Here is a 19088-nt window from a genome sequence, read left to right on the forward strand (position 1 = left end):
CGCGATATAACGTGAGTTCGCGAAGTGGAGGCTGGCGGGCCCGGAGAGCGGCACCGCCCACGGGATCGGGGATGGGGACATGTCAGGAGAGACCTCGCGCATTGGTCGGTCCGATGGCCATGGAGCCTCGCCCGCCCTCGCCCTCAGGGCCTCACATGCCGACCGGGACCGGGCGGTGGACGTGTTGCGCCTCGCCGGGGGAGACGGTCGGCTGACCGCCGCCGAGCTGGACGAGCGCCTGGAAGCCGCCCTGACCGCGCGTACGCTCGGTGAGCTGGCCGAGCTCACGGCCGATCTGCCGCTCGTGGCAGGGGCATCCCATGGCGTCCCGGTGGAGGCCAAGGAGGTGCTCCGGGTCGACCAGCAGGGCGGTTCGTTTCGCCGCGACGGCCGTTGGGTGGTTCCGCGCCGGGTGGAACTCCAGTCGTCCTGGGCGGATGTGACGCTCGACTTGACCGAAGCGGTGATCACCCAAGACACCCTGCACATCGCCATGGCCATGTGCGGCGGAACCCTGCGCCTGGTGGCGGGGCCGGGCGTCGTCGTGAACACCGACTCCCTCTCGGTGAGTTACGGCAAGGTCAAGGTCGCCCCGGCGGCCGATGTCGGGGTGCCGACCATCCTTCAAGTGGAGTTGGTCGGCAGCATCGCCTATGGCCGGGTCGTGGCGAAGGTCCCGCGGCGGACGTTCCGACAGCGGCTGCACCGCGGGTCCGCCTGAGCGGGGCCTATTCGATCAGGCGGGGCGTTGTGCCGGCTGAGCTGAGGGAGCACCAGATCGGACTGCCGGCGAGTGGGCGCGTTGGGGCCCCGCTGCCGGTGAGAGACAACCGACGGTCCCTGCGGGGCCGTTCCCTCGGCTCAGGAATCGAGCACGGCGGCGACGGCTTCGATCTCTACGAGCTGGTCGTCGTAGCCGAGCACGGTGACGCCCATCAATGTGCTGGGCGCATCGTGGTCGCCGAACGCATCGCGGACCACCTCCCACGCCCTCACCAAGTCCTCCCGCCGGTGCGAGGCGACGAGAACGCGAGTGCTGATGACGTCGTGCAGTGACGCACCGGATTCCGCCAGTGCGGTCCGCATGTTCTCCACGGCCTTGGCCGCCTGACCCGCAACGTCCCCGACCGCCGCGGTGGAGCCGTCCTCGTTCAACGGGCACGCCCCGGCGAGGAAGATCAGTCGGGACTCGGCCGGGGCCGTGGCCGCGTAGGCGTACTCGGCGATATCGGACAGCGACGCAGAGCGAATCAGTGTGACGGCACGCGGCACGAGCATTCCTTTCGTGGCGGATCCGGGGCACGCACGACCTTCTCAAAGACCGACTCCGCATGCGACGCATTTCCCTGTCCGCGGCGCCGGGCGGCTCCCGGCGCGGGGTGCTGTTGCCGGCCGCCGAATCGGCCTGAGGGGTCGGCCAGTTCGGGCCTGTCGCGTGCCGATCCCCTCCCTGAATCCGCCGAGCCACGTGGACGACGAGACGCCGCCCCGCGCGGTCGGCGCCGCCTCGTGGGGACCTTCCTGCGCGGTGTGGCGAGCCGAAAAAACTTGCAGTTTCGGAAATCTTGCCGATATGGAAATCTTGCCGCAGCGGCAAGATTTACCCTATGCTGCTCCTATGGCACCTGAAGACGAGGCTCCCGCGACCGGACAGCTCGGACTCCGCGAGCGCAAGAAGAGGGAGACCCGGGTCGCGCTGAGCCAGGCGGCGATCCGGCTCTGCGTCCTCCATGGTTGGGACGAGGTGACGATCGAGCAGATCGCCGCCGAGGCCAACGTCTCCGTCCGCACCTTCCGCAACTACTTCGCCGGCAAAGCCGAGGCGATCGCCGCCAGTCACCTGGAGCGGATGCACCGGGTCGCCGACGACCTGCTCGCCCGCCCGGCCGGCGAACCACTCTGGGACTCGCTGCTCCACGCCGTCCTGGGCCAGTTCGCACCCACCGACAACTCGGCGCCGCACAACGCGCGTTGGCGCGAAGGGGTGCGGCTGATGCTGGCCGAACCGGCACTGGCCGGCGAGATCGTCAAGGCCAACGCCGCCGCCCAACAGGCGTTGGCCAAGGCCGTCGCACGGCGCACCGGCACCGACGCCGAAGGTGACGTCTACCCGAAGCTGGTCGCGGCCGTGGTCGCGGCCGGCAGCGGAGTGGCCGTCGAGCACAGCTTGAGCGCCGACGAACCCGAACCGCTCGGCACGGTCCTGGCCCGGGTCTTCGAGCAGCTCGCCGCCGGCCTACCCGTCCCGTAGCGAAGACCGGCGATCAACTCGCCGCCGGTGCCACCCCTTTCCTGTTCGCATTTTCCCGTTCGCACCAAGGAGACGTGACTGTGATATCCGACGTGATCATCGTGGGCGGCGGTCCGAACGGGCTGATGCTGGCCTGCGAACTGAGCCTGGCCGGCATCCGCCCGACCGTACTGGAGCAGCTCCCACAGCCCAGTACCGAACCCAAGGCCAACGGCCTGCTCGGCCAGGTGGTGCGCCTGGCCGACCACCGCGGCCTGCACGAACCGCTCAGCGGCAACCCGGAGCCCCCGCAGCCCAACTCCGCCTACTTCATGTTCGCCGCGATGGGCCTCAACCTCGGCCTGCTGGACGCCAGTCCGGTCTTCGCCCTGGCCGCCCCGCAGCACCGCATCGTCGAGGTCCTGGAGGAGCGCGCCCGCGCACTCGGCGTCGACCTGCGGCGCGGGCACCGGGTCGGCGCCGTCGCCCAGGACGCGGACGCCGTCACCCTCGACGTCACCGGCCCCGACGGCGACCAGCAACTCCGCGCCCGCTACGTGGTCGGCGCGGACGGCGCGCGCAGCGTGATCCGCAAGCTCTCCGGGATCGGGTTCCCCGGCGTCAGCTACGACCGCCGCACCAACCGCACCGCCCACGCCACCGTCCCGGCCGACTGGGTCGACCCGGTCAACGGCGCCCTCACCATTCCCGGCCACGGTCCGGTCCTGCCCTTCCTGCCCCACCGCACCGACCAGGGCGGCTTCTCCTACGCGCCGTTCCCCGGCCAGCCGCCGCTGGTCAGCACCACCGAGTGGGACCAGCCCGCGACGGACGAGCCGATGAGCCTGGCCGAGATGGAGTCGAGCATTCGCCGGGTCCTCGGCGTCGACCTGCCGCTCGGCCCGCCGGACGGCACGGGCCCGCACGTACTGCGGCGGCTGGACGGAGGCAACACCCGGGTCGCCGACAGGTTCCGCGACCGCCGGGTCTTTCTGGTCGGCGACGCCGCCCACGTCTACGCCGCCGGCGGCGGCCCCGGGCTGAACCTCGGTCTCCAGGACGCCGCCAACCTCGGCTGGAAGCTCGCCGCCGCGCTGCACGACACGGCCCCGCCCGGACTGCTCGACAGCTACGGCGCCGAGCGGCGTCAGGCCGCCCGCCGCATGGTGCTCAACGCCGAGGCGCAGTCGGCGCTCACCGCACCGGGGAGCGACATCACCGCCCTGCGCGAACTCTTCACCGAACTGCTCACCCGCAAGGAGGTCGTCCAGCACCTCGCCGACGTCACCGCGGGCACCGACGTCCGCTACGAGATGGGCCTCACCGATCCGCACCCCGCGGTCGGCTACTTCGCTCCGGAGCTGGAGCTGATCACGGGGACGGAGAAGGTCAGGATCGCCGAACTCGCCAGAACCGCCAGGCCGTTGCTGATCGATCTGACCGCAGGCCAGTCGCTGGCAGCGGCGCTGGCGGAGGGACAGAACGCCATCGACGTCGTCATCGCGCGGGGCGACGCGGCCGACCTCACCGGCCTGCTGATCCGCCCCGACGGCTACGTGGCCTGGGCCTGCGGCTCACCCCACCCGGACCCGGGCGAGCTGGCCGCCCTGCGAGCCGCCGTCGAGCGCTGGTTCGGAGCCTGAGCGGCCGTCGCCCATGCGGTGAACTTCCCGCGACATGCTCGTCACACAACGGGCATCGGCCGATCAAGGCGACCCGCGGCGCGTCCACCACGGCCACCGTCCGACCTCACGGCACCGCCCCACCGCACCGGCACCCTTCTGTGACTGGCATCACATTCCTCCGCTGTCACGATTGCTGCACCTGCGTTGTCCTCAAGGCGTGAGAACGATCCGATCGGAGGTGGTGGCGTTGGCGCGGGTGGTGGTTGTCGGCGCGGGCTACGCGGGCGTGATGGCCGCGAATCGACTGGCGGCCGCGGGGCGGTCGGAGGTGAGCGTGACGGTGGTCAATCCTCGGCCGGAGTTCGTGGAACGTGTCCGGTTGCACGAGCACGCAGCGGGGGTGTCGAACGCGGTGCGGCCGCTGAGCGGTCTGCTGCACCGCGACGTGCGACTGCGGATTGCCACGGTGGACGCGATCGCCGAGCGATCGGTACAGCTCGACGCCGGTGGCGCAGCCGATTTCGACTATCTGCTGTACGCGGTGGGGAGCACGTCGGGCCGAGGCTTGGCCGGATCCGAGAACGCGTGGAGTATCGCTGACCTCGATGGTGCCGAGGCGTTGCGCACGCGACTGCGGCAACTGCCCGCGGGGGCACGCGTCGTGGTGGTCGGTGGTGGCCTGACCGGGATCGAGAGTGCCGCCGAAATCGCTTACCGGTACCCGGCGTTGGAGGTCGAGTTGGTCTCGCGGTCGGTCGCCGCGCGGCTGCCCGAGTCGAGCCGCGCGAGCATGGCAGGCAAGCTCGCCCACGCCGGCGTCGTACTGCGCACCGGACTGCGGGTCACCGGAGTCCGCCCGGACGGCGTCGAGACCGACGCCGGACTGCTGCCCAGCGACTGCACGGTGTGGGCGGGCTCGTTCGACGTGCCGGACCTGGCGCTGCGCAGCGGCCTGCCGGTGACCTCCGACGGCCGGCTCCGCACCGACGATGCCTTGGTGTGCCTGCACCACCGACGGATCGTCGGGGCGGGCGACGCCGTCGCACCGCCTGGGCATGTCGGGGCCCACCTGCGGATGAGCTGCCAAGCAGCGATGCCCATGGGTGCCCACGGCGCCGACACGGTACTTGCGTTGATACGGGGTGAACGACCGGCGCCAGTGTCGATCGGCATGGCCGGACAGGCAATCAGCCTCGGCCGACGTGACGGGTTCATCCAGGCCACACACCGGGACGACACCCAGCGGGGATTCGCGTTGTCCGGGCGGGTGGCGGCGTTGGTCAAAGAGCGAGTGTGCCGCTACACCGTCACCGCCATGCGGTACCCACGTGCCTACCGGTGGCTTCCTGGCCCGACCCCGACCCCGACCCCGACCCCGACCCCGACCCCGACCCCGACCTCGACAACGCCCTCGACCTCGCCCTCGACAGCGCCCGCGCCGTCCCAGGCCGCGGCCCGATGAGCGAGGTGCGTTCCGGTGGGAAGGCGGTCCCGTGGCCCGACCTGACCAGCACCACACCCCTCGTCATGTCATGGAAGTGAAAGGAGCATCATCATGAAGGCCATCATCGTGTGCACCTCGGTGGCTCATGGCAACACCAAGAGGATCGCCGACGTCATGGGCCAGGTGCTGGAGGCCCCCGTCGTCGCCCCCGAACAGGTCGACATCGCCGAGCTCTCCACCTGCGACCTCGTGGGATTCGGCTCGGGGATCTTCACCGGGAACTTCCATCCACGGCTGCGCCAATTCGTCCAGTCGCTCCCGAACGGGGAGCAACAAGGGGCGCAACGAAAGGCATTCGTCTTCGCCTCCAGCGGTCTGCCCGAAGTGCGGTTCCGGCCGTTCACCCGCCCCCTGGTGCGGCTCCTTGACCAGAAGGGCTTCCAGACAGCGGACACCTTCTCGTGCCGCGGCCTCGACACCTGGCTGCCGTTCAAGCTCGTCGGCGGTATCAACAGGGCACGGCCCAACGCCACCGATCTGGATGCGGCGCGCACATTTGCGGAAGGGCTACGCGCTCGGCTCGGTGCAGTGTCCTGACCGGACTGACCGGACTGACCGGACTGACTGGACCGCCGCGTGCTCCTCGGCCGGCGTGCGCCTGGACGTTGACCTGGTTGTTGCGGTTGGAGAGCGGACGGCACTTGACCTTCTTCACGCGGCGTCGGCAGGCAGTGACCGTGGTTGAGGCACGTCGGTTGTCTCGTGCCGCGCGGTGGTCTCCTGGCCCGGAAGGAGGACGAGGCAGTCGATCACCGCGGCGAGCAGTGCGATAGCGCAGCCCAGCAGCGACGAGATGTGACTTCCCGTCAGATTGTGGAGAGCGCCGGGGATGTAGGAGCCGAGTGCGGAGCCGACTTGGTGTGCCATCGACAGCAGGCCGAAGATCATCCCGAGGGAGCCGGTAGGAAAGTGCCGGGTGGCGATCAGGTGGGTGGGGGCCACGGTGGCGAAGTCGACGAGGCCGAAGGCGATGCTGAGGGCGACGAGCGATGTCCCGTGAGGCATAAGGGTCATGAGGATCAGGGGCAGTGCACGCGCCCCGTACGGGGTGGCGAGAAGGCGGGCGCAGCTGTAGCGGTCGCTCAGTCCGGCCCGGCCCGGAACGCCTGGCACTCGGTCGTCTCGGTATGTGCCAGAACGCGGGTACCGGAGGCAGGGACGATGCGATCGCCGTGCCAGTGGAGCACGGCAGGCGCGTCGGCCAGCGGGCCGACGACCGGATCGTCACGGTCCACGTCGCGCAAGGGAGCCCAGCCGATCTCGCTCGTCCGCCCGAGCTCGGCACCGGTCCGTACGGGCAAGCCCTGAGCGCGGGCGAGAAGCTGCGCACCCAGGCACACACCCAAGGTCGGAACCCCGTACAGCAACGCGTCGGCCAGGAGGTTACGCTCCACCTTGAGCACCGGATGGTCCGCCAGGGCGTCGGCATTCATGGGGCCGCCCATCACTGCCAGCCAGGCCAAGTCTGAAACCGTCGGCAGATCGTCCGCCGTGGCCCCCGGCGTGGCGATGAGGTTGCGGATCTCCACATCCAGGCCGCTGCCCTTCAGAGCGTCGAGGATCAGGCCAGGCCTTTCCACCTCGACATGCTGAAGGAACAGGACGGTGCGCGCGGACACGACCAGGTCTCCTGGGAGGAAGTGAGGAGTGAGGAGGGGAAACAGAGCCGTTCCACCCTAACGTTCCTGATCAGAGCGGTACCGGACAGGCAAGGGTCAGTGCAGGACCACACCTGATCCGTCGGACGGGCTCCCGGTGCGTCCGGTGGATCAGGGTCGGACGTGATCTAAGGACGCAGCACTCCCCACCACAGTGCCCACGGAACGAACCCGACCGTCGCGAGCGCGGCCGGTGCCAGTCGGAGCCACACCGCCTGGCCCCAGCCGCGGTGCTGTCGCCGAACGGTGACCACCGTGCTGCCTGCTGACACGAGAACGGTGATCGCGAGCATCTGTACGACCAGCCAGGCCACCGGGCGCCCCCACACGACGGGCGCCGCGGCTCCGTCCCCTGCCACGAAGACCGCGAGTGGGTACAGCACTGCGCTCGCCACGGTGATCAAACCCAGTACGGACAGCCGGCGAACGGCGGGCACGGCAGGGCCCCGGCGCAGGATGGCGCTCAGGGGGTAGGCGGCGAAGCCGGCGAGGAGCAGGGCGGGGGCGAGCCATGCGCCCCAGGCACGGCCCGGGACGGGGACGCTGGATGTGACTTGAGGTGGGGCGGTGGCCGTGCTGGACGTGGGTGGGTGGCCGGCCGCAACGGCCCGGACCCAGGAGGACACGGTCTGGACGTAGCCGGGCGCCAGCTCTCCCAGTGGCTTGCCGTGGAAGAGGGGGCCGCCGATGCGGTCGAAGCCGTCCGTCGTCAGGTGCCCGTTGTGCGCAGCGTCGGGCAGGAAGCGGATGACGGTGTGCTTGTTGCCTGTCCGGTCGAGGGCTTGCCGGAAAATCCGCGCGCTCTCCTGGGGCGGTACCTGGGTGTCGCGTTCGCCCCACAGCGCCAGTACCGGGGGGCGGTGCAGGCGACGCAGTGCCTGCGAGGGGTCGTAGTCCGCCGCCGGGAACAGGCCGGTGGAGTCGACGAGTTGCGCCGCCGGTCCGGCGATCACGCTGGCAAAGGACCCGCCGACGCCCCGGTGCTTCAGATGGGTGGTGAGATTCCATGTCTGGGTGCGCAGTGGGGGATGGCCGGATGCGGCCATGGTGATCAAGAAGGCGACGTCGGAGGAGCGTGCCGCGGCCAAGGGAGCCACCCAACCGCCCTCGCTGAATCCCCACAGCCCGACCTGGTGCGGATCGACGCCCTTGTGTCCGCGTAACAGGCGTACCCCGGCGAGCGCATCGTCGGCCAACAACCCGAAGTCGAGGTGGGTCCGGGAGTACTCGACCGTCCGCTTGTCGTAGGCGAGAGTGGCGACCCCGGCGCGGGCGAATGCCTCGGCCTCCTGCCGGTACTCCTCCCGGGGGCCGGGTCCCGAGCCGCCGATGAGCACGATGCCTGGGCGGTTTCCCGGCGTGCCTGGGGTGGTGAGAACGGTGCCGTGCAGGATGAGGCCGCCACCGCCACGGAAGGAGACGTCCTGGCGGACCAAGCCCGTGCTCGTCGGCTCGGCGTGGGCCCCGGGCGCGGCGAGCAGCACGGCAATCGCCAGGCAGACGAGAACCAGGCAGAGGCGTATGAGCGGTTTGCCGGAGAGCTGCACGGCGTGCGGCTCCTTCCCTGGAGAGGTGCGCTGAAGTGGTCAGTTGATCTCGGGGATGCCCAGCAGGCGGACGAGTACGGCGCGTGCGTCAGGTGTATCGGGTGCGTCGGGTGCGGTCTCGCCCTCAGGTGGGGAGTAGCGGTAGACGAGCGCGATGTACTCCTCGAAGAACGCCCGGAGTTGGGCGGGGCTGAGCCGCAGTGTGGCCCGCGAGAACAGTGCCGCGTCGGCCCATGGCCCGAGCGTGTCACGTGCGTCCTCGAACCGGCCGGCCTGCTCGACGAGTTCCGCGAGATTGAGCCGGTGCATCTCCGTCAAGGCTTCCCGCATCTCGGGTGTCTGGCGGCTGTAGGGCGGAAACCGTCGGTCACCCGGCACCGCCCGCCACCACCGCTCCCGCCCCTTGGCCAGCTCCGGAACCTCTTCCACGAAGCCGTGTTTGGCCAGCTGCCTCAGGTGATAGCTGACGAGACCGGTGCTCTCGCCGAGCTGGCGGGCGAGTCCGGCCGAGTTGCCCGGCCCCTTGCGCAGACACTGCTCGATCTTCTGCCGCATCGGATGCGCCAGGGCGCGTAGCGCCTCGACGTCGGTGATCTCCTGCGCGGGCGGTTGTTCAGTCATGGGAGGAGGCTAGAAGTTGCAAAGAGTCTTTGCAAGGGGATTTTGCAACTTGCCGCCAGCAGGGCAGGGCGGGGGAGTCCCGCTTCCAAGGCCACCAGCCCGAACGCGTCGACCAACCCGAGGCCGGCTCCTCACGATTCCCAGGAGCGGAGCAACGAACGGACAACGGCTGAATGGGCTGCACGAGAACACCTCGTGCAGCCCATTGCCCTGGGTACGGCCTGTTGATTGCCGATCAGCGGTGGCGTGGCGTCATCTGTGACAGAACGTCGGCCACTTCGGAATGGCCATGGTGCCGAGCCCAACGTTCCCGTTCGGCAACCACGTCCACGTAGTGTTCCCGCAGTGCGTTCATCGGCACCTTGCCGCGTGCTTCGACGGTGCCTTCCCCCGTACCGGAGAGCTGTTGGGCGCGGTCACAGATCGCCAGGACCTCGACCTCGTCCCGACCGTTCGCGGGGTGGGGAGTCAGCTTCACGTAGTAGGGCCCGTCGAAGAAGTAGACCTCTCCGACCTCGCCCGATGCGGCACTGTCGAGGGCCTCGCGCATCGACCCGAGAACCGATACCGGCGAGTCGGTCCAGTGGGCCCCGGGGAAATCCACTCCCGCGAGCGTGAACCAGATCTCCCCTGAGACCAGCTGCGGCGCTTCCCGCGACACCTCCCATTCCGCTACGGAGATCGTCAGACCGCCCACCTCAGTCACTCCAGGGTTGCAGCGGGTAGATGGACCGCATGACACCGCCGCCTCGGGGGATCTGGAACTGCACCAACTTGCCCTGCACCGTGGCCACCGCCTGGATCATTCCGGTCTGGGGGTCGTATCCGATCACCCTCGGGTTGTTCCGCAGCGCCTGTTGGGCGATCTGCTCAAGCCGCGTGTCCGTCACCTTCGCCGGCCACATGTCCTTCCGGGGCGTCACGCCTGTCCCACCGGGAACGTGGTTTTTCCGTACGTGAGCTGTGTCCAGGCCCTCGTACTGCCTGGGAATGTTCACTCCCTTCAGGCTCTTGGCGTCGCGCTTCATCGCGCAGTTGTGCACCAAGACCGGAATGTCGCCGGCCAGAACATAGTAGGTGTGGACGCCGTCGACGCTGAGGTTGTACGTGCGGACGGCGGCGCGGTACGCGTGTACCGCCCGAACGGTCGCCACCGCCTTGCCCGTGGTCTGGACGCGGTCGCCGGGCTTGAGGGCGGCTGCCTTGGTCCAGTTCGAGGTGGTGACGTCGTAGAACAGGTGGTGCGCAGTCGAGTGGACCGTACCGAGGCCCCGCGGGCCGGCAACGGTGAGCTTGACGAAGTCGCGGTCGTTGTCGGTGACCACGACCGCGGTGACGGTGTGCTGCTGAACGGCACTACTGCCCGGGGTGGAATTGCCGATCCGGTCTCCGACCCGGAGGTTCTGGATGGGCTCCGTGCCGGCGCCGGCCATCAGGACCGGAGTGCCCGCCACAAAGCTGTCCTGTGCGCAGTCCGGGTTGGGACCCGCGTTCTCCTTGGCGGCCTCGACTGCCTTGTTCCGCTGGGCCTGTTGGGCCTTGACCTTCTGGGCGATCTCGGCCTGGGCGACGGCCAGGGCCGTGATCTGGACCTGTGCCTGGAAGCTGAGCGTGTACGGGATGCGGACGGGCCGTCGTGTCGCCCGGGCCTGGGCATCCGCCTCCCGCTGCCTCTCCGCCTTGATCCTCTGGACGACGGGGGCGGTCCCCGCGGCCACGCAACTCATCGTCCCGCTGCCGTTGATGGGCAGAGAGGCGCTCTGCGTGCAGCCCCCGCCGGACTGGCCGTTGACGCTCACCTGGGCCGCCATGGAGGCGTTGACCGTCCCGGACAGCTTGGCGCCGGGGGCGGCCGTCGTCGCGGTGACGACGTTCTCGGTGACGGTGCAGGATTCCGAGCAGTTCAGATTGCCGGTCTGGTTGAAGTTGAACCTGATACCGAGGTCAACGGCGTTGCCGAGGGTCTTGGTCTGGTCGATGAGGTCGTCGTACGCCTTGCCGACGTCCTCGGGAGACATTGGCGTGAAGTCGACGTTGCCCAGGTTGGCCTGTGGGGCGGAAACGGTGTGGGCGACGCCGGCCGGACGCACGGCGGCGGAAGCCAGAGCCGTACGGGTCGGGCCACCGGACGACGAGCCCCCGGTTCTGGCGTTGCCGGACGCCAACCGCACCACCTGGTAGGGCGGGGCGGCCGAGACGGACAGCACGCCTTGCGGTGTCGTGACGGACAGCGCCTTCTTCGCGCCACCTCCGGCAGCGTCGGCTTTCGGGAAGTCTGTGGCCTGGTCCAGCCCGGTCCACAACCGTGCCGCGAGGGCTGCGGGCGAGCGCGGTACGTTCGACAACGTGCGGGTCAGGTGCTCCTCACCGGTGACCCACTTGCCCTCCAACGTGGCGGCCGAGACCCCGCTCGGCAGGTCGGTCAACATGTCCTTCGGGGGCTTGACGTATGTCTTACCGTCGACCGTCAGGACGGCGATGCGGCGTCCGGCGACGGTGATCGTGCCGCGCGCCTCGTTTCCGTCGGTGACGGTCAGATCCCACGTCGTGCCGTCGGGCGCGGAGCCGGTGTAGTGCGCCGCGGGCTCGCGGGCCAGGTTGTACACCGCGAGGTAGAACGGGGTGCGGTTCCCCTCCGTGTCCTCTGGGTCGGCAGGCCCTGTCGAGCGCCACAGCAGCGTGCCCGCGACGATCGCGAGCACCAGCCCGCACACCCCGACGGCCAGCACCCAAGGCCGCCTCCACCAGCTCTTCTTCGGTGGCGGGGGCGGTGGACCCACCGCTGCCTGACCCCACCCGAGATATCCTGCCGACGCCATCGGGTCGTGCGGATGTCCTCCGCCTAGCCCCTCACTCATGCCTGGACTCCCCCGTGAATGTCCGACCTGTGGTCGTGAGCGATAGGACGTCAGTTTCCTTGCCGGAGTTCGCCTGTCAATCACGCGAGCCCGGCACAGGCGAGTATCGGACAGCAGCCCGCGCACGCGTTCGGACTCTCGCTCGCACCGCTCGAAGCGGAGGGAAAGCTGCCGCAACTCGCTGGAATTCCGGTTGCCTTGCGACGCCGTAGCCCGCGGAGGAAACCCACGTGCGGGCGGCGCCTGTGGTTGACAGGCTGCGCTGGTGAATCGTGAACTGATCTCCCGAATCGCCCATGCCGATCACCCGATCAAGTCACCCCTCGACGATGCCTCAGTGGGGCAGTTGCTGGACCGCGGGCTCCCACGCGGCGACGCACGGGTGCTCGACCTTGGTTGCGGCGGCGCAGAATGGCTCCTGCGCGCCCTGGCCACGCGCCCGCACCTGCACGCCGAGGGGGTGGACATCTCCGAGGACGCCCTGGCACAGGCTCGCCAGGCAGCGGGCGACCTCGACGTCCAAGAGCGCCTCATCCTCCACCACCAGGCGGCCGAGGACTTCGCTTCCTCGGAGCCGTTCGACCTGGTGATCAGCGTGGGGGCCACGCACGCCTTCGGCGGCCTGCTCCCCACTCTCGCGGCGGCGCGCAAGCACCTGGCTCCCGGCGGCCGTGTCCTCATCGGTGAAGGGTTCTGGGAGCGGGCCCCCTCCCAGGAAGCCATCGAGATGCTCGGCGACTTCGCGGACCTGGCGACCACCGTGGACCGCGTCGTCGGCGACGGGTGGACTCCTGTTCACGGCCATGTCAGCACGCGCAGTGAGCTGGACGGCAACGAATGGGCTTGTTGGGGGTCACTGGCTTCGTGGGCCCTGGACCATCCTGCCGGCCCCGACAGTTCGCATGCGCTCAGGACGGCAGCCACTCGCCGCCCCGAATGGCTGCGCGTCTACCGCGACACCTGGGGCTTCGTTTCCCTGATCCTGCGTCAGACCCCCGACTGCGCCTGAACCGGCCCCGACGCCCACCTCCGGCCGACCAGCCGACCGGCCCTCACCCGCCGCGCAGCCCGGGCACACGGTCTCATGGGACCGTGCTTCCCAGGCTGCGTGCGCGGCGGGCTCTGCGGCGACGCGGCCGTGTTCACGCGACAGTGGACGTTGTCGGATGTCGTTGGATGTCGTTGGACGTCGTTGGTGTGGGGGAGGCGACCTGCGCTACCGGCGTTCAGCGATCAAGTGGAGCAGGGCCGCCACCCGCCGGTAGGGGTCGGTGCGGCCGGCGCGTTCCTCGCAGCGAAGAACGGCGTCGAGCGTCGCTGCGTCCGGCAGCGCCGCATCCGACGGGGCAGCGTCGGTGAACACCCGCACCCCGTACCACTGGCGCACGCTCATCCCCCGCCGGGCCAACGCCGTGGTGAGGTCTTCCAGGCGATCGGCACGGGCCCGCACGCCGATCCGATTGAGGTAGGAGTGCCCCTCGAACGCCTTCTCGGCGTTTTCCCAGTCGGCCAGCAGCCCCGGGCGCATGGCCAGGGCATCGCCGTTGCGTACCAGCAGGGAGACGATTCCGCCCGGCGCCAGGACCTGCCCGACGGCGTCCAACAGGGGCCCGGGATCCGGGAAATACATCAACACGCCCTGGCACAGCACCACGTCAAAGCTCGACGGCGCGAACGTGTCGGCCAACCGCTCGGCGTCGCCTCGGACCAGCCGCACCCGTGCGCCGACCCCCGCCGGTTCCGCGGCCAGCGAGGCGCGAAAGTCGTCAAGAAGCCGTGCCGAGGTGTCCAGTCCGGTGACCACGTGCCCTCGCCGGGCCAAGCGCAGAGCCTGTGTGCCCTGACCGCAACCGACGTCGAGCACCCGTCGGGGCGGCAGGTCCGGCAGATGGGCCACGAGCTGGCGCGACACCACCTCCTGGCGTACGACCTGCCGCAGTGTCCCCAAACGGGCCCGCCACTGCTCCTGCCCTGCCGAGAAGTCCGTGTCCACGCTGCCTCCTCCATCGCCCGGTCGACGCGGAGCTTAGGCGAAAGGATCCTCCCGGCCGGTCGGCCCGGCCATGTTGCGGGCCACCGCACCAGGCCGTGTGTGGTGGGGAAGTGGTGGCTCGTCCGCGTGCTCGATCCGGCCCTCGAAGCGCCCCTGACCTGCCCGCCGGGAGTCTTCGGCAGCACGCTCTCAGGCAATTCTCACCAGTTCCTCATGCGGCGAATATGGTGGGCGCTCCTCAACCACAGGCACCCTGGCTGCTTGTGTACCTCTCTGCCCCCTCGCACGGAAACGTGCCCGCACCTGTCCGGCATGCCGGCATCTCGCTGCTGGACGGCTGGTTGCCGCTGACGATCCAGATCGTCGTCGGAGTACTGCTCGTCGTGGTCGTCGGTTGGCGGACCCGGCGCTGGAGATTGCTGTGGCTGCCCGTCGCCGCCGGTGTCGGGCTGCTCGTCGCGCTGCTGGCGATGTGGTACGTGGACGCCAACGCGCTCGCCACCGACCCGGCGCCGACGCCGCTGTGGGTGTGGATCGGGATCACCGCGGCGGCGCTGGCCGTCGCCGTGTTGGGCTGGCGCGGTGCGCGCTGGTGGCGGCGGGTGCTGTCGGTGCCGGTGATCCCACTCGGCCTGTTGTGCACGGGACTGGTGCTGAACCAGTGGGTGGGCTATTTCCCGACCGTCCAGGAAGCCTGGGCGCAGATCACCGCCGGTCCGCTGCCCGACCAGGTCGACGCCGCGCAGCTGAGCGCGTTGCAGGGCAAGGGGAGCACGATGACCACCGGTCGCCTGGTGGGGGTGAACGTCCCCGATACGGCCAGTCACTTCGTCCACCGCCAGGAGTACGTGTACCTCCCGCCCGCCTGGTTCACCGGGGCTCACCATCCGCAACTGCCGGTGCTGATGATGATCGGGGGCGAGTTCAACACGCCCGCCGACTGGATCCGCACCGGTGGTGCGCTCGCCACCGTCGACTCCTACGCCAAGTCCCACCACGGCCAGGCGCCGATCCTGGTGTTCGCGGACTCGGGGGGCAGCTTCAACAACGACACCGAGTGCGTCAACGGCCCGCGAGGCAACGCCGCCGACCACCTCACCAAAGACCTTCGGCCCTACGTCGTTTCACACTTCGGTGCCTCGTCCGCCGCGGCTGACTGGGGGGTCGTCGGATTTTCCATGGGCGGTACCTGTGCGGTCGATCTCGCCGTCATGCATCCGGAGCTGTTCAGCAGCTTCGAGGACATCGCAGGGGACGAAGGACCGATCGTCGGCACCAAGCAACTGACCATCAAGGAGCTCTACGGGGGCAGTGCGGCAGCGTGGGCGAAGTTCGACCCGATGACCGTGATGACGGAGCACGCCCGCTACACCGACACCGCGGGCTGGTTCGTCAACAGCAGCCCCGGCAGCGGGCCCGGCGGACCCGGTACATGGGGCGGCCCGCACACCAACGGCCAGGGGGGACCAGGCGGTCGGCAGGGCGGACACCGGGGCCAGCACCGGCACGGCGGCGCCATGACCCGCCCGGGCCCCACGGGTTTCGGCGGACGCGACATCCCCGGCGACGGAATGGGCGGCCAGGCGGCCGACGCACAGAAGCTCTGCGCCGCCGCCGGCAAGAAGGGAATCTCCTGCACCCTGCACTACCAACCCGACGGCCACACCTGGCAGTTGGCTGCCGCCGCCTTCTCCGACGCGCTTCCCTGGCTGGCCGGCCACGTCCACACACCGTCCGCCCCGGCCGGTACCTAGCACCAACCGGAAGCCCCATACGGCACCGCCCCCGATCCGCGAAAGCGCGGTCGGGGGCGGTGTCTGCGTGCGGTGGTCGGTCAACGAGTCGGAGCGCACCGGTAGAGGGTTTGGGCGGTGTTGCCCTCCCCGGCAGGTGCGGTCGCCGGGGACCGCGTGCCGCCGTAGGCCGACGCCGGGACGCGGGTGCAGCTGGACCGTACCCAGTCGGTGATCCGGGTGGCGGACGTCGTGCCGTCACTGCCGCCGCCACCGAACATGGCGCCCATACCGCGGCCGCCGCCCAGCAGGACGTAACGGACCTTGCCCGAGTTCACCAGCTGACGGAATCGGGCCTTGGTGGGGAAGGGCACCTGGCCGCTGAAGCCGCCCAGGGGGAGGACGTGGGCGCCGGTGGCGAGGATGTACGGGGACGCGTTGTTCCAACCGTTGGTGGCGAAGACGTACGCGGCGGAGCCTCGGTGGGCGGTGGTGTAGGTGAGCAACTTCCTTTGAGAGGAGGTGAGTTGGCCGCCGGAGTCGCCGAAGCCGCCCTTCATGTGCCCACCGCCCGGCGCCTTCGCCGAGCCGTGGCCGCTGTGGCCGCCATGGCCGCCGCGCGTGCCGGACGGACCGACCGCGCCCATGGCGGAGCTGCCGTACGTCGGGTTGAAGACCTGCACCGCCCAAGCGCTCGGCGCGAGGAGCAGGGCGGCGAGCGACGCGGCGAGACCGGCCAGGGCCAGCCGGCCGCCGTGCCGGGTGCCGCCCGGGCGGGCGAGGACCAGCAGGGCGACGGCGGTCAGCCCCAGCACGCCGACCGCCGGCGCCAGCCACGGCAGGAAGGACGGGAACTCGCCGGCGATATACGCACCCCACGCCGCCGTCGCGGCGACCGCACCGGGCAGCACCCAGGCACGGCGTCCACCGGCCCGGTACGCGCGCCACAGCAGGGTGATGCCGCCGCCGGTCAGCGCGGCGAGCGGTACCGCGATCACGCCCATGTAGTACGTGTGGCCGCCGACGCTGCCCGCGCTGAAGACCAGGAAGTACGTGGTCAGCCAGGTGCCCCAGAGGACGAAGCCCGCGCGGATCCGGTCCGTACGCGGCTTGCCACGGCGCCAGAGAAGACCGCAGACGAGGGCGACGGCGGCGAACGGGTAGAGCCAGCCGGTCTGCGAGGCGAGCGACGAGCCGAACATCTTCGACCAGCCGTCCTGACCACTGCTGCCGAAGCCGCCGCTTCCGCCGCGATGGGCCTGGCCGGGCAGAGGGGCGGAGCCCGTCCGCTGCCCGCCCTGCCTGCCGGGCGTGCCGCCGCCGTCGCCGTCGGCGTTCCGCAGCTGTGGGGCGCTGGCGTTACGGGCGCCCGCACCGCCACTCGACCCGGCACCGTACGACGCACCGCCGTCATGGCCCCCGTCATGACCCCCGACACCACTCGCGCCGTGACCCGTGCTGTGTCCGCCACCGCCCCGCGTCGCACTGATGCTGCCGGTGGAGGCGGCGCTGATGCCCAGGGATGAGAAACGGTTGAGGAAGTTGTAACCGACCACCATGCTGAACGCGGAGTTGTTCGTGGTGCCGTCGACGTACGGCCGGTCCTTGGCCGGGGTGAGGGCGACGGCCACCATCCACGAGGCGGAGACGGCGGTCATCACCACCGCGGAGAGCCCGAGGCGCACCAGCCGCTTCCGCAGCGGCACCGGTGCCGAGATCAGGTACACCACGGCGAGCGCGGGAAGGACTACCCACGCCTCCAGCATCTTCGACTGGAAGCCGATGCCGACCCAGACACCGGCCATCATCAGTGGGCGCAATCGGCCCGCTTCCGCGGCACGTTGGGTGGCCTCGGCCGCGAGCAGCACGCACAGGGTGAACAACGGGTCCTCGACGGCGGTACGGAACAGCCCCACCGACACCGGCGTCAGCAGGAACGCGCCGCTCGCGATCAGCGCCGCGTTGTCGCCTGCCCAGCGGCGCACCACCCGGTACAGGAGCAGCAGGCTCGCCACCCCTTCCATTACCTGAGGAAGCGTCAGTGCCCAGGGATGGAAGCCGAAAATCCGGGCAGAAATCGCCTGCGGCCAAAGGAATCCCGGCAATTTATCGAGGGTGATGGAATTACCGGGGTCAAAGGAACCGTAGAAGAACGCCTTCCAGCTTTCTGTCATACTGCGCGCGGCGTTCGCGTAGAAGGTGTGGTATTGGCTGTGATTGATCCCCCACGCGTAGAGCACGGCGGCAAGCACGGCGATGACCAGCAGCGCGGGTCGCGCGTAGGCAGGCTGCCCCACCGGCGATCGCCATGGCGCGCGCCGGATGGCGGTGCTGGTGGGGGAGGTTCTGTCGAGGACTGTCGTAGCCATGCGCAGCAGTCTTGGGCATGTTCGAGGAAGGTCGAGCCGCAGCCGCCTGTTCCAAGGAATTTCTCATCGGTTGCGGGGGAACCTTTTACCGACCTGATCCCGCCTTTAATCCGCGCAGTGTGATTCATTACCCGTGCCGGGGCGACCCACGGGAATAGCGCTCAACTTGTCGTTTGACGTCCGCTTTCACCCGCGTTCGGCCGCGACGATCAAGAAGTTGGGCAGGTGGACATAGCTTTCGATACCGGGTGTGGTGTGCTGAGCCTCCTGGGCGATGCCGGGGTCGAGTCCGGGCTCGGCGCATTCGCGCAGTCGGCATCCCAGGGCGGAGAGCTCGTTGAGGTAGGCCGAGATCGGGCGGTGGAAGGCGGGGGCGTAGGTCTGGGGGATCTCGTACTCCTCCAGGTACCGGCTCAAGCGGTACGCGCCGTGGGTGCGCCAGGTTGTCAGCAACTGCTCGAAGGCCGGGTGGTTGACGGAGAAGACGAGCAGTCCACCGGGCCGGAGGGCCTGCACGCAGGCTCGCATGGCCGGTTTCCAATCGGGGACGGCAGGGAGCACCATGCTGCACACCACGGCGTCGAAATCGCCGCCCAGGTCGGGCAGCCTGGCGAGGTCGGCCTGGACGTACCGGATGCCCTGCCCCAGGGCGTCTTCCTTCTGGCGGGCGTAGGCCAGCATTCCGTCGGTGGGTTCGACGGCGGTGACGTGGGCTCCGCGGGCGGCGAGCATGCGGCTGAAGTAGCCGTGGCCGCATCCGGCGTCCAGGAGGCGTCGGCCGCGCACGTCGCCGAGCATGCGCAGCAGCACCGGGTTGATCAGATGGCGTTTTGCGAAGTCGCCGTCGGGCTCCATCGCTTCCATTGCCTCGCGGGGAAAGGTGTTCCACTGCTGGATGGCGGCTTCGTTCGTCGGTTGTGTGGTCACCGTCGGGAGCGTAGGGCACGGTC

General features: G+C 69.7%; 17 protein-coding genes. 7 read left to right on the forward strand and 10 right to left on the reverse strand.

Annotated elements, in window-relative coordinates; translation table 11 throughout:
* Positions 1 to 79 precede the first annotated feature (79 nt).
* Positions 80 to 721 carry a DUF1707 domain-containing protein gene (locus tag ACFVT2_RS12380; protein WP_390015742.1) on the forward strand — a complete coding sequence of 214 codons (642 nt, stop codon included), beginning with the start codon at positions 80 to 82 and terminating at the stop codon, positions 719 to 721.
* Positions 722 to 861: 140 nt separating this feature from the next.
* Here the strand turns inward: ACFVT2_RS12380 and ACFVT2_RS12385 are convergent, their stop codons facing one another.
* Complete coding sequence (locus tag ACFVT2_RS12385; protein WP_390015745.1) at positions 862 to 1272, reverse strand: RidA family protein; 411 nt, start codon at positions 1270 to 1272, stop codon at positions 862 to 864.
* A 346-nt stretch (positions 1273 to 1618) separates the two neighbouring features.
* On the opposite strand from ACFVT2_RS12385, the gene ACFVT2_RS12390 reads away from it, so the two are divergent.
* The 4 genes from ACFVT2_RS12390 (at position 1619) to ACFVT2_RS12405 (ending at position 5896) form a co-directional block, all read left to right on the forward strand.
* The gene (locus tag ACFVT2_RS12390) at positions 1619 to 2251 is read left to right on the forward strand and encodes a TetR family transcriptional regulator (protein WP_390015747.1); all 633 of its coding nucleotides are present in this window, start codon (positions 1619 to 1621) and stop codon (positions 2249 to 2251) included.
* Between the two features lie 74 nt (positions 2252 to 2325).
* Positions 2326 to 3873, forward strand: a complete 1548-nt coding sequence (locus ACFVT2_RS12395; RefSeq protein ID WP_390015750.1) for an FAD-dependent monooxygenase — start codon at positions 2326 to 2328, stop codon at positions 3871 to 3873.
* Between the two features lie 199 nt (positions 3874 to 4072).
* Positions 4073 to 5317, forward strand: a complete 1245-nt coding sequence (locus ACFVT2_RS12400) for an NAD(P)/FAD-dependent oxidoreductase (protein ID WP_390015753.1) — start codon at positions 4073 to 4075, stop codon at positions 5315 to 5317.
* Between the two features lie 93 nt (positions 5318 to 5410).
* Positions 5411 to 5896: a flavodoxin family protein gene (locus tag ACFVT2_RS12405; RefSeq protein ID WP_390015756.1), complete on the forward strand. Its 486-nt coding sequence runs from the start codon at positions 5411 to 5413 to the stop codon at positions 5894 to 5896.
* Positions 5897 to 6010: 114 nt separating this feature from the next.
* On the opposite strand, the gene ACFVT2_RS12410 is transcribed toward ACFVT2_RS12405, so the two are convergent.
* The 6 genes from ACFVT2_RS12410 to ACFVT2_RS12435 all read right to left on the reverse strand — a co-directional run bounded on the left by ACFVT2_RS12410 (position 6011) and on the right by ACFVT2_RS12435 (position 11914).
* The gene (locus tag ACFVT2_RS12410) at positions 6011 to 6472 is read right to left on the reverse strand and encodes an MFS transporter (RefSeq protein ID WP_390015759.1); all 462 of its coding nucleotides are present in this window, start codon (positions 6470 to 6472) and stop codon (positions 6011 to 6013) included.
* A complete protein-coding gene (locus tag ACFVT2_RS12415; protein WP_390015762.1) occupies positions 6442 to 6978 on the reverse strand; it encodes a type 1 glutamine amidotransferase in 537 nt (178 codons plus the stop codon). Before ACFVT2_RS12415 ends, ACFVT2_RS12410 begins: the two co-directional genes overlap by 31 nt.
* 167 nt (positions 6979 to 7145) lie before the next feature.
* Positions 7146 to 8564 (reverse strand): alpha/beta hydrolase family protein, encoded by a 1419-nt coding sequence (locus tag ACFVT2_RS12420; protein WP_390015765.1) that lies wholly within the window; start codon positions 8562 to 8564, stop codon positions 7146 to 7148.
* A 39-nt stretch (positions 8565 to 8603) separates the two neighbouring features.
* The gene (locus ACFVT2_RS12425; protein ID WP_390015767.1) at positions 8604 to 9185 is read right to left on the reverse strand and encodes an ArsR/SmtB family transcription factor; all 582 of its coding nucleotides are present in this window, start codon (positions 9183 to 9185) and stop codon (positions 8604 to 8606) included.
* Between the two features lie 235 nt (positions 9186 to 9420).
* Positions 9421 to 9882, reverse strand: coding sequence for a hypothetical protein (locus ACFVT2_RS12430; RefSeq protein WP_390015770.1), 462 nt, complete (start codon positions 9880 to 9882; stop codon positions 9421 to 9423).
* 1 nt (position 9883) lies between these two features.
* Positions 9884 to 11914, reverse strand: a complete 2031-nt coding sequence (locus ACFVT2_RS12435; RefSeq protein ID WP_390015772.1) for a polymorphic toxin-type HINT domain-containing protein — start codon at positions 11912 to 11914, stop codon at positions 9884 to 9886.
* Between the two features lie 394 nt (positions 11915 to 12308).
* Here ACFVT2_RS12435 and ACFVT2_RS12440 point away from each other — a divergent pair, with 394 nt between their 5' ends.
* A complete protein-coding gene (locus ACFVT2_RS12440; RefSeq protein WP_390015774.1) occupies positions 12309 to 13052 on the forward strand; it encodes an SAM-dependent methyltransferase in 744 nt (247 codons plus the stop codon).
* Between the two features lie 207 nt (positions 13053 to 13259).
* Here ACFVT2_RS12440 and ACFVT2_RS12445 read toward each other — a convergent pair whose 3' ends face one another.
* Complete coding sequence (locus ACFVT2_RS12445) at positions 13260 to 14036, reverse strand: class I SAM-dependent methyltransferase (RefSeq protein ID WP_390015777.1); 777 nt, start codon at positions 14034 to 14036, stop codon at positions 13260 to 13262.
* 293 nt (positions 14037 to 14329) lie between these two features.
* On the opposite strand from ACFVT2_RS12445, the gene ACFVT2_RS12450 reads away from it, so the two are divergent.
* Complete coding sequence (locus ACFVT2_RS12450; RefSeq protein WP_390015780.1) at positions 14330 to 15790, forward strand: alpha/beta hydrolase; 1461 nt, start codon at positions 14330 to 14332, stop codon at positions 15788 to 15790.
* A gap of 80 nt (positions 15791 to 15870) precedes the next feature.
* On the opposite strand, the gene ACFVT2_RS12455 is transcribed toward ACFVT2_RS12450, so the two are convergent.
* Both ACFVT2_RS12455 and ACFVT2_RS12460 read right to left on the reverse strand, forming a co-directional pair.
* Positions 15871 to 18138 carry an ArnT family glycosyltransferase gene (locus ACFVT2_RS12455; RefSeq protein ID WP_390015783.1) on the reverse strand — a complete coding sequence of 756 codons (2268 nt, stop codon included), beginning with the start codon at positions 18136 to 18138 and terminating at the stop codon, positions 15871 to 15873.
* Between the two features lie 186 nt (positions 18139 to 18324).
* Entirely contained in the window at positions 18325 to 19065 is a 741-nt protein-coding gene (locus ACFVT2_RS12460; RefSeq protein WP_390015786.1) for a class I SAM-dependent methyltransferase, read from the reverse strand.
* Between the last annotated feature and the right edge of the window lie 23 nt (positions 19066 to 19088).

The organism is Streptomyces sp. NPDC058000 (assembly GCF_042886435.1).
GTDB lineage: Bacteria > Actinomycetota > Actinomycetes > Streptomycetales > Streptomycetaceae > Streptomyces.

Excerpts from the sequence above, each read along its gene's own strand:
- ACFVT2_RS12380 (WP_390015742.1), top strand. The coding sequence starts at position 80 with ATGTCAGGAGAGACCTCGCGCATTGGTCGGTCCGATGGCCATGGAGCC.
- ACFVT2_RS12390 (WP_390015747.1), top strand. The coding sequence starts at position 1,619 with ATGGCACCTGAAGACGAGGCTCCCGCGACCGGACAGCTCGGACTCCGC.
- ACFVT2_RS12405 (WP_390015756.1), top strand. The coding sequence starts at position 5,411 with ATGAAGGCCATCATCGTGTGCACCTCGGTGGCTCATGGCAACACCAAG.
- ACFVT2_RS12425 (WP_390015767.1), bottom strand. The coding sequence starts at position 9,185 with ATGACTGAACAACCGCCCGCGCAGGAGATCACCGACGTCGAGGCGCTA.
- ACFVT2_RS12455 (WP_390015783.1), bottom strand. The coding sequence starts at position 18,138 with ATGGCTACGACAGTCCTCGACAGAACCTCCCCCACCAGCACCGCCATC.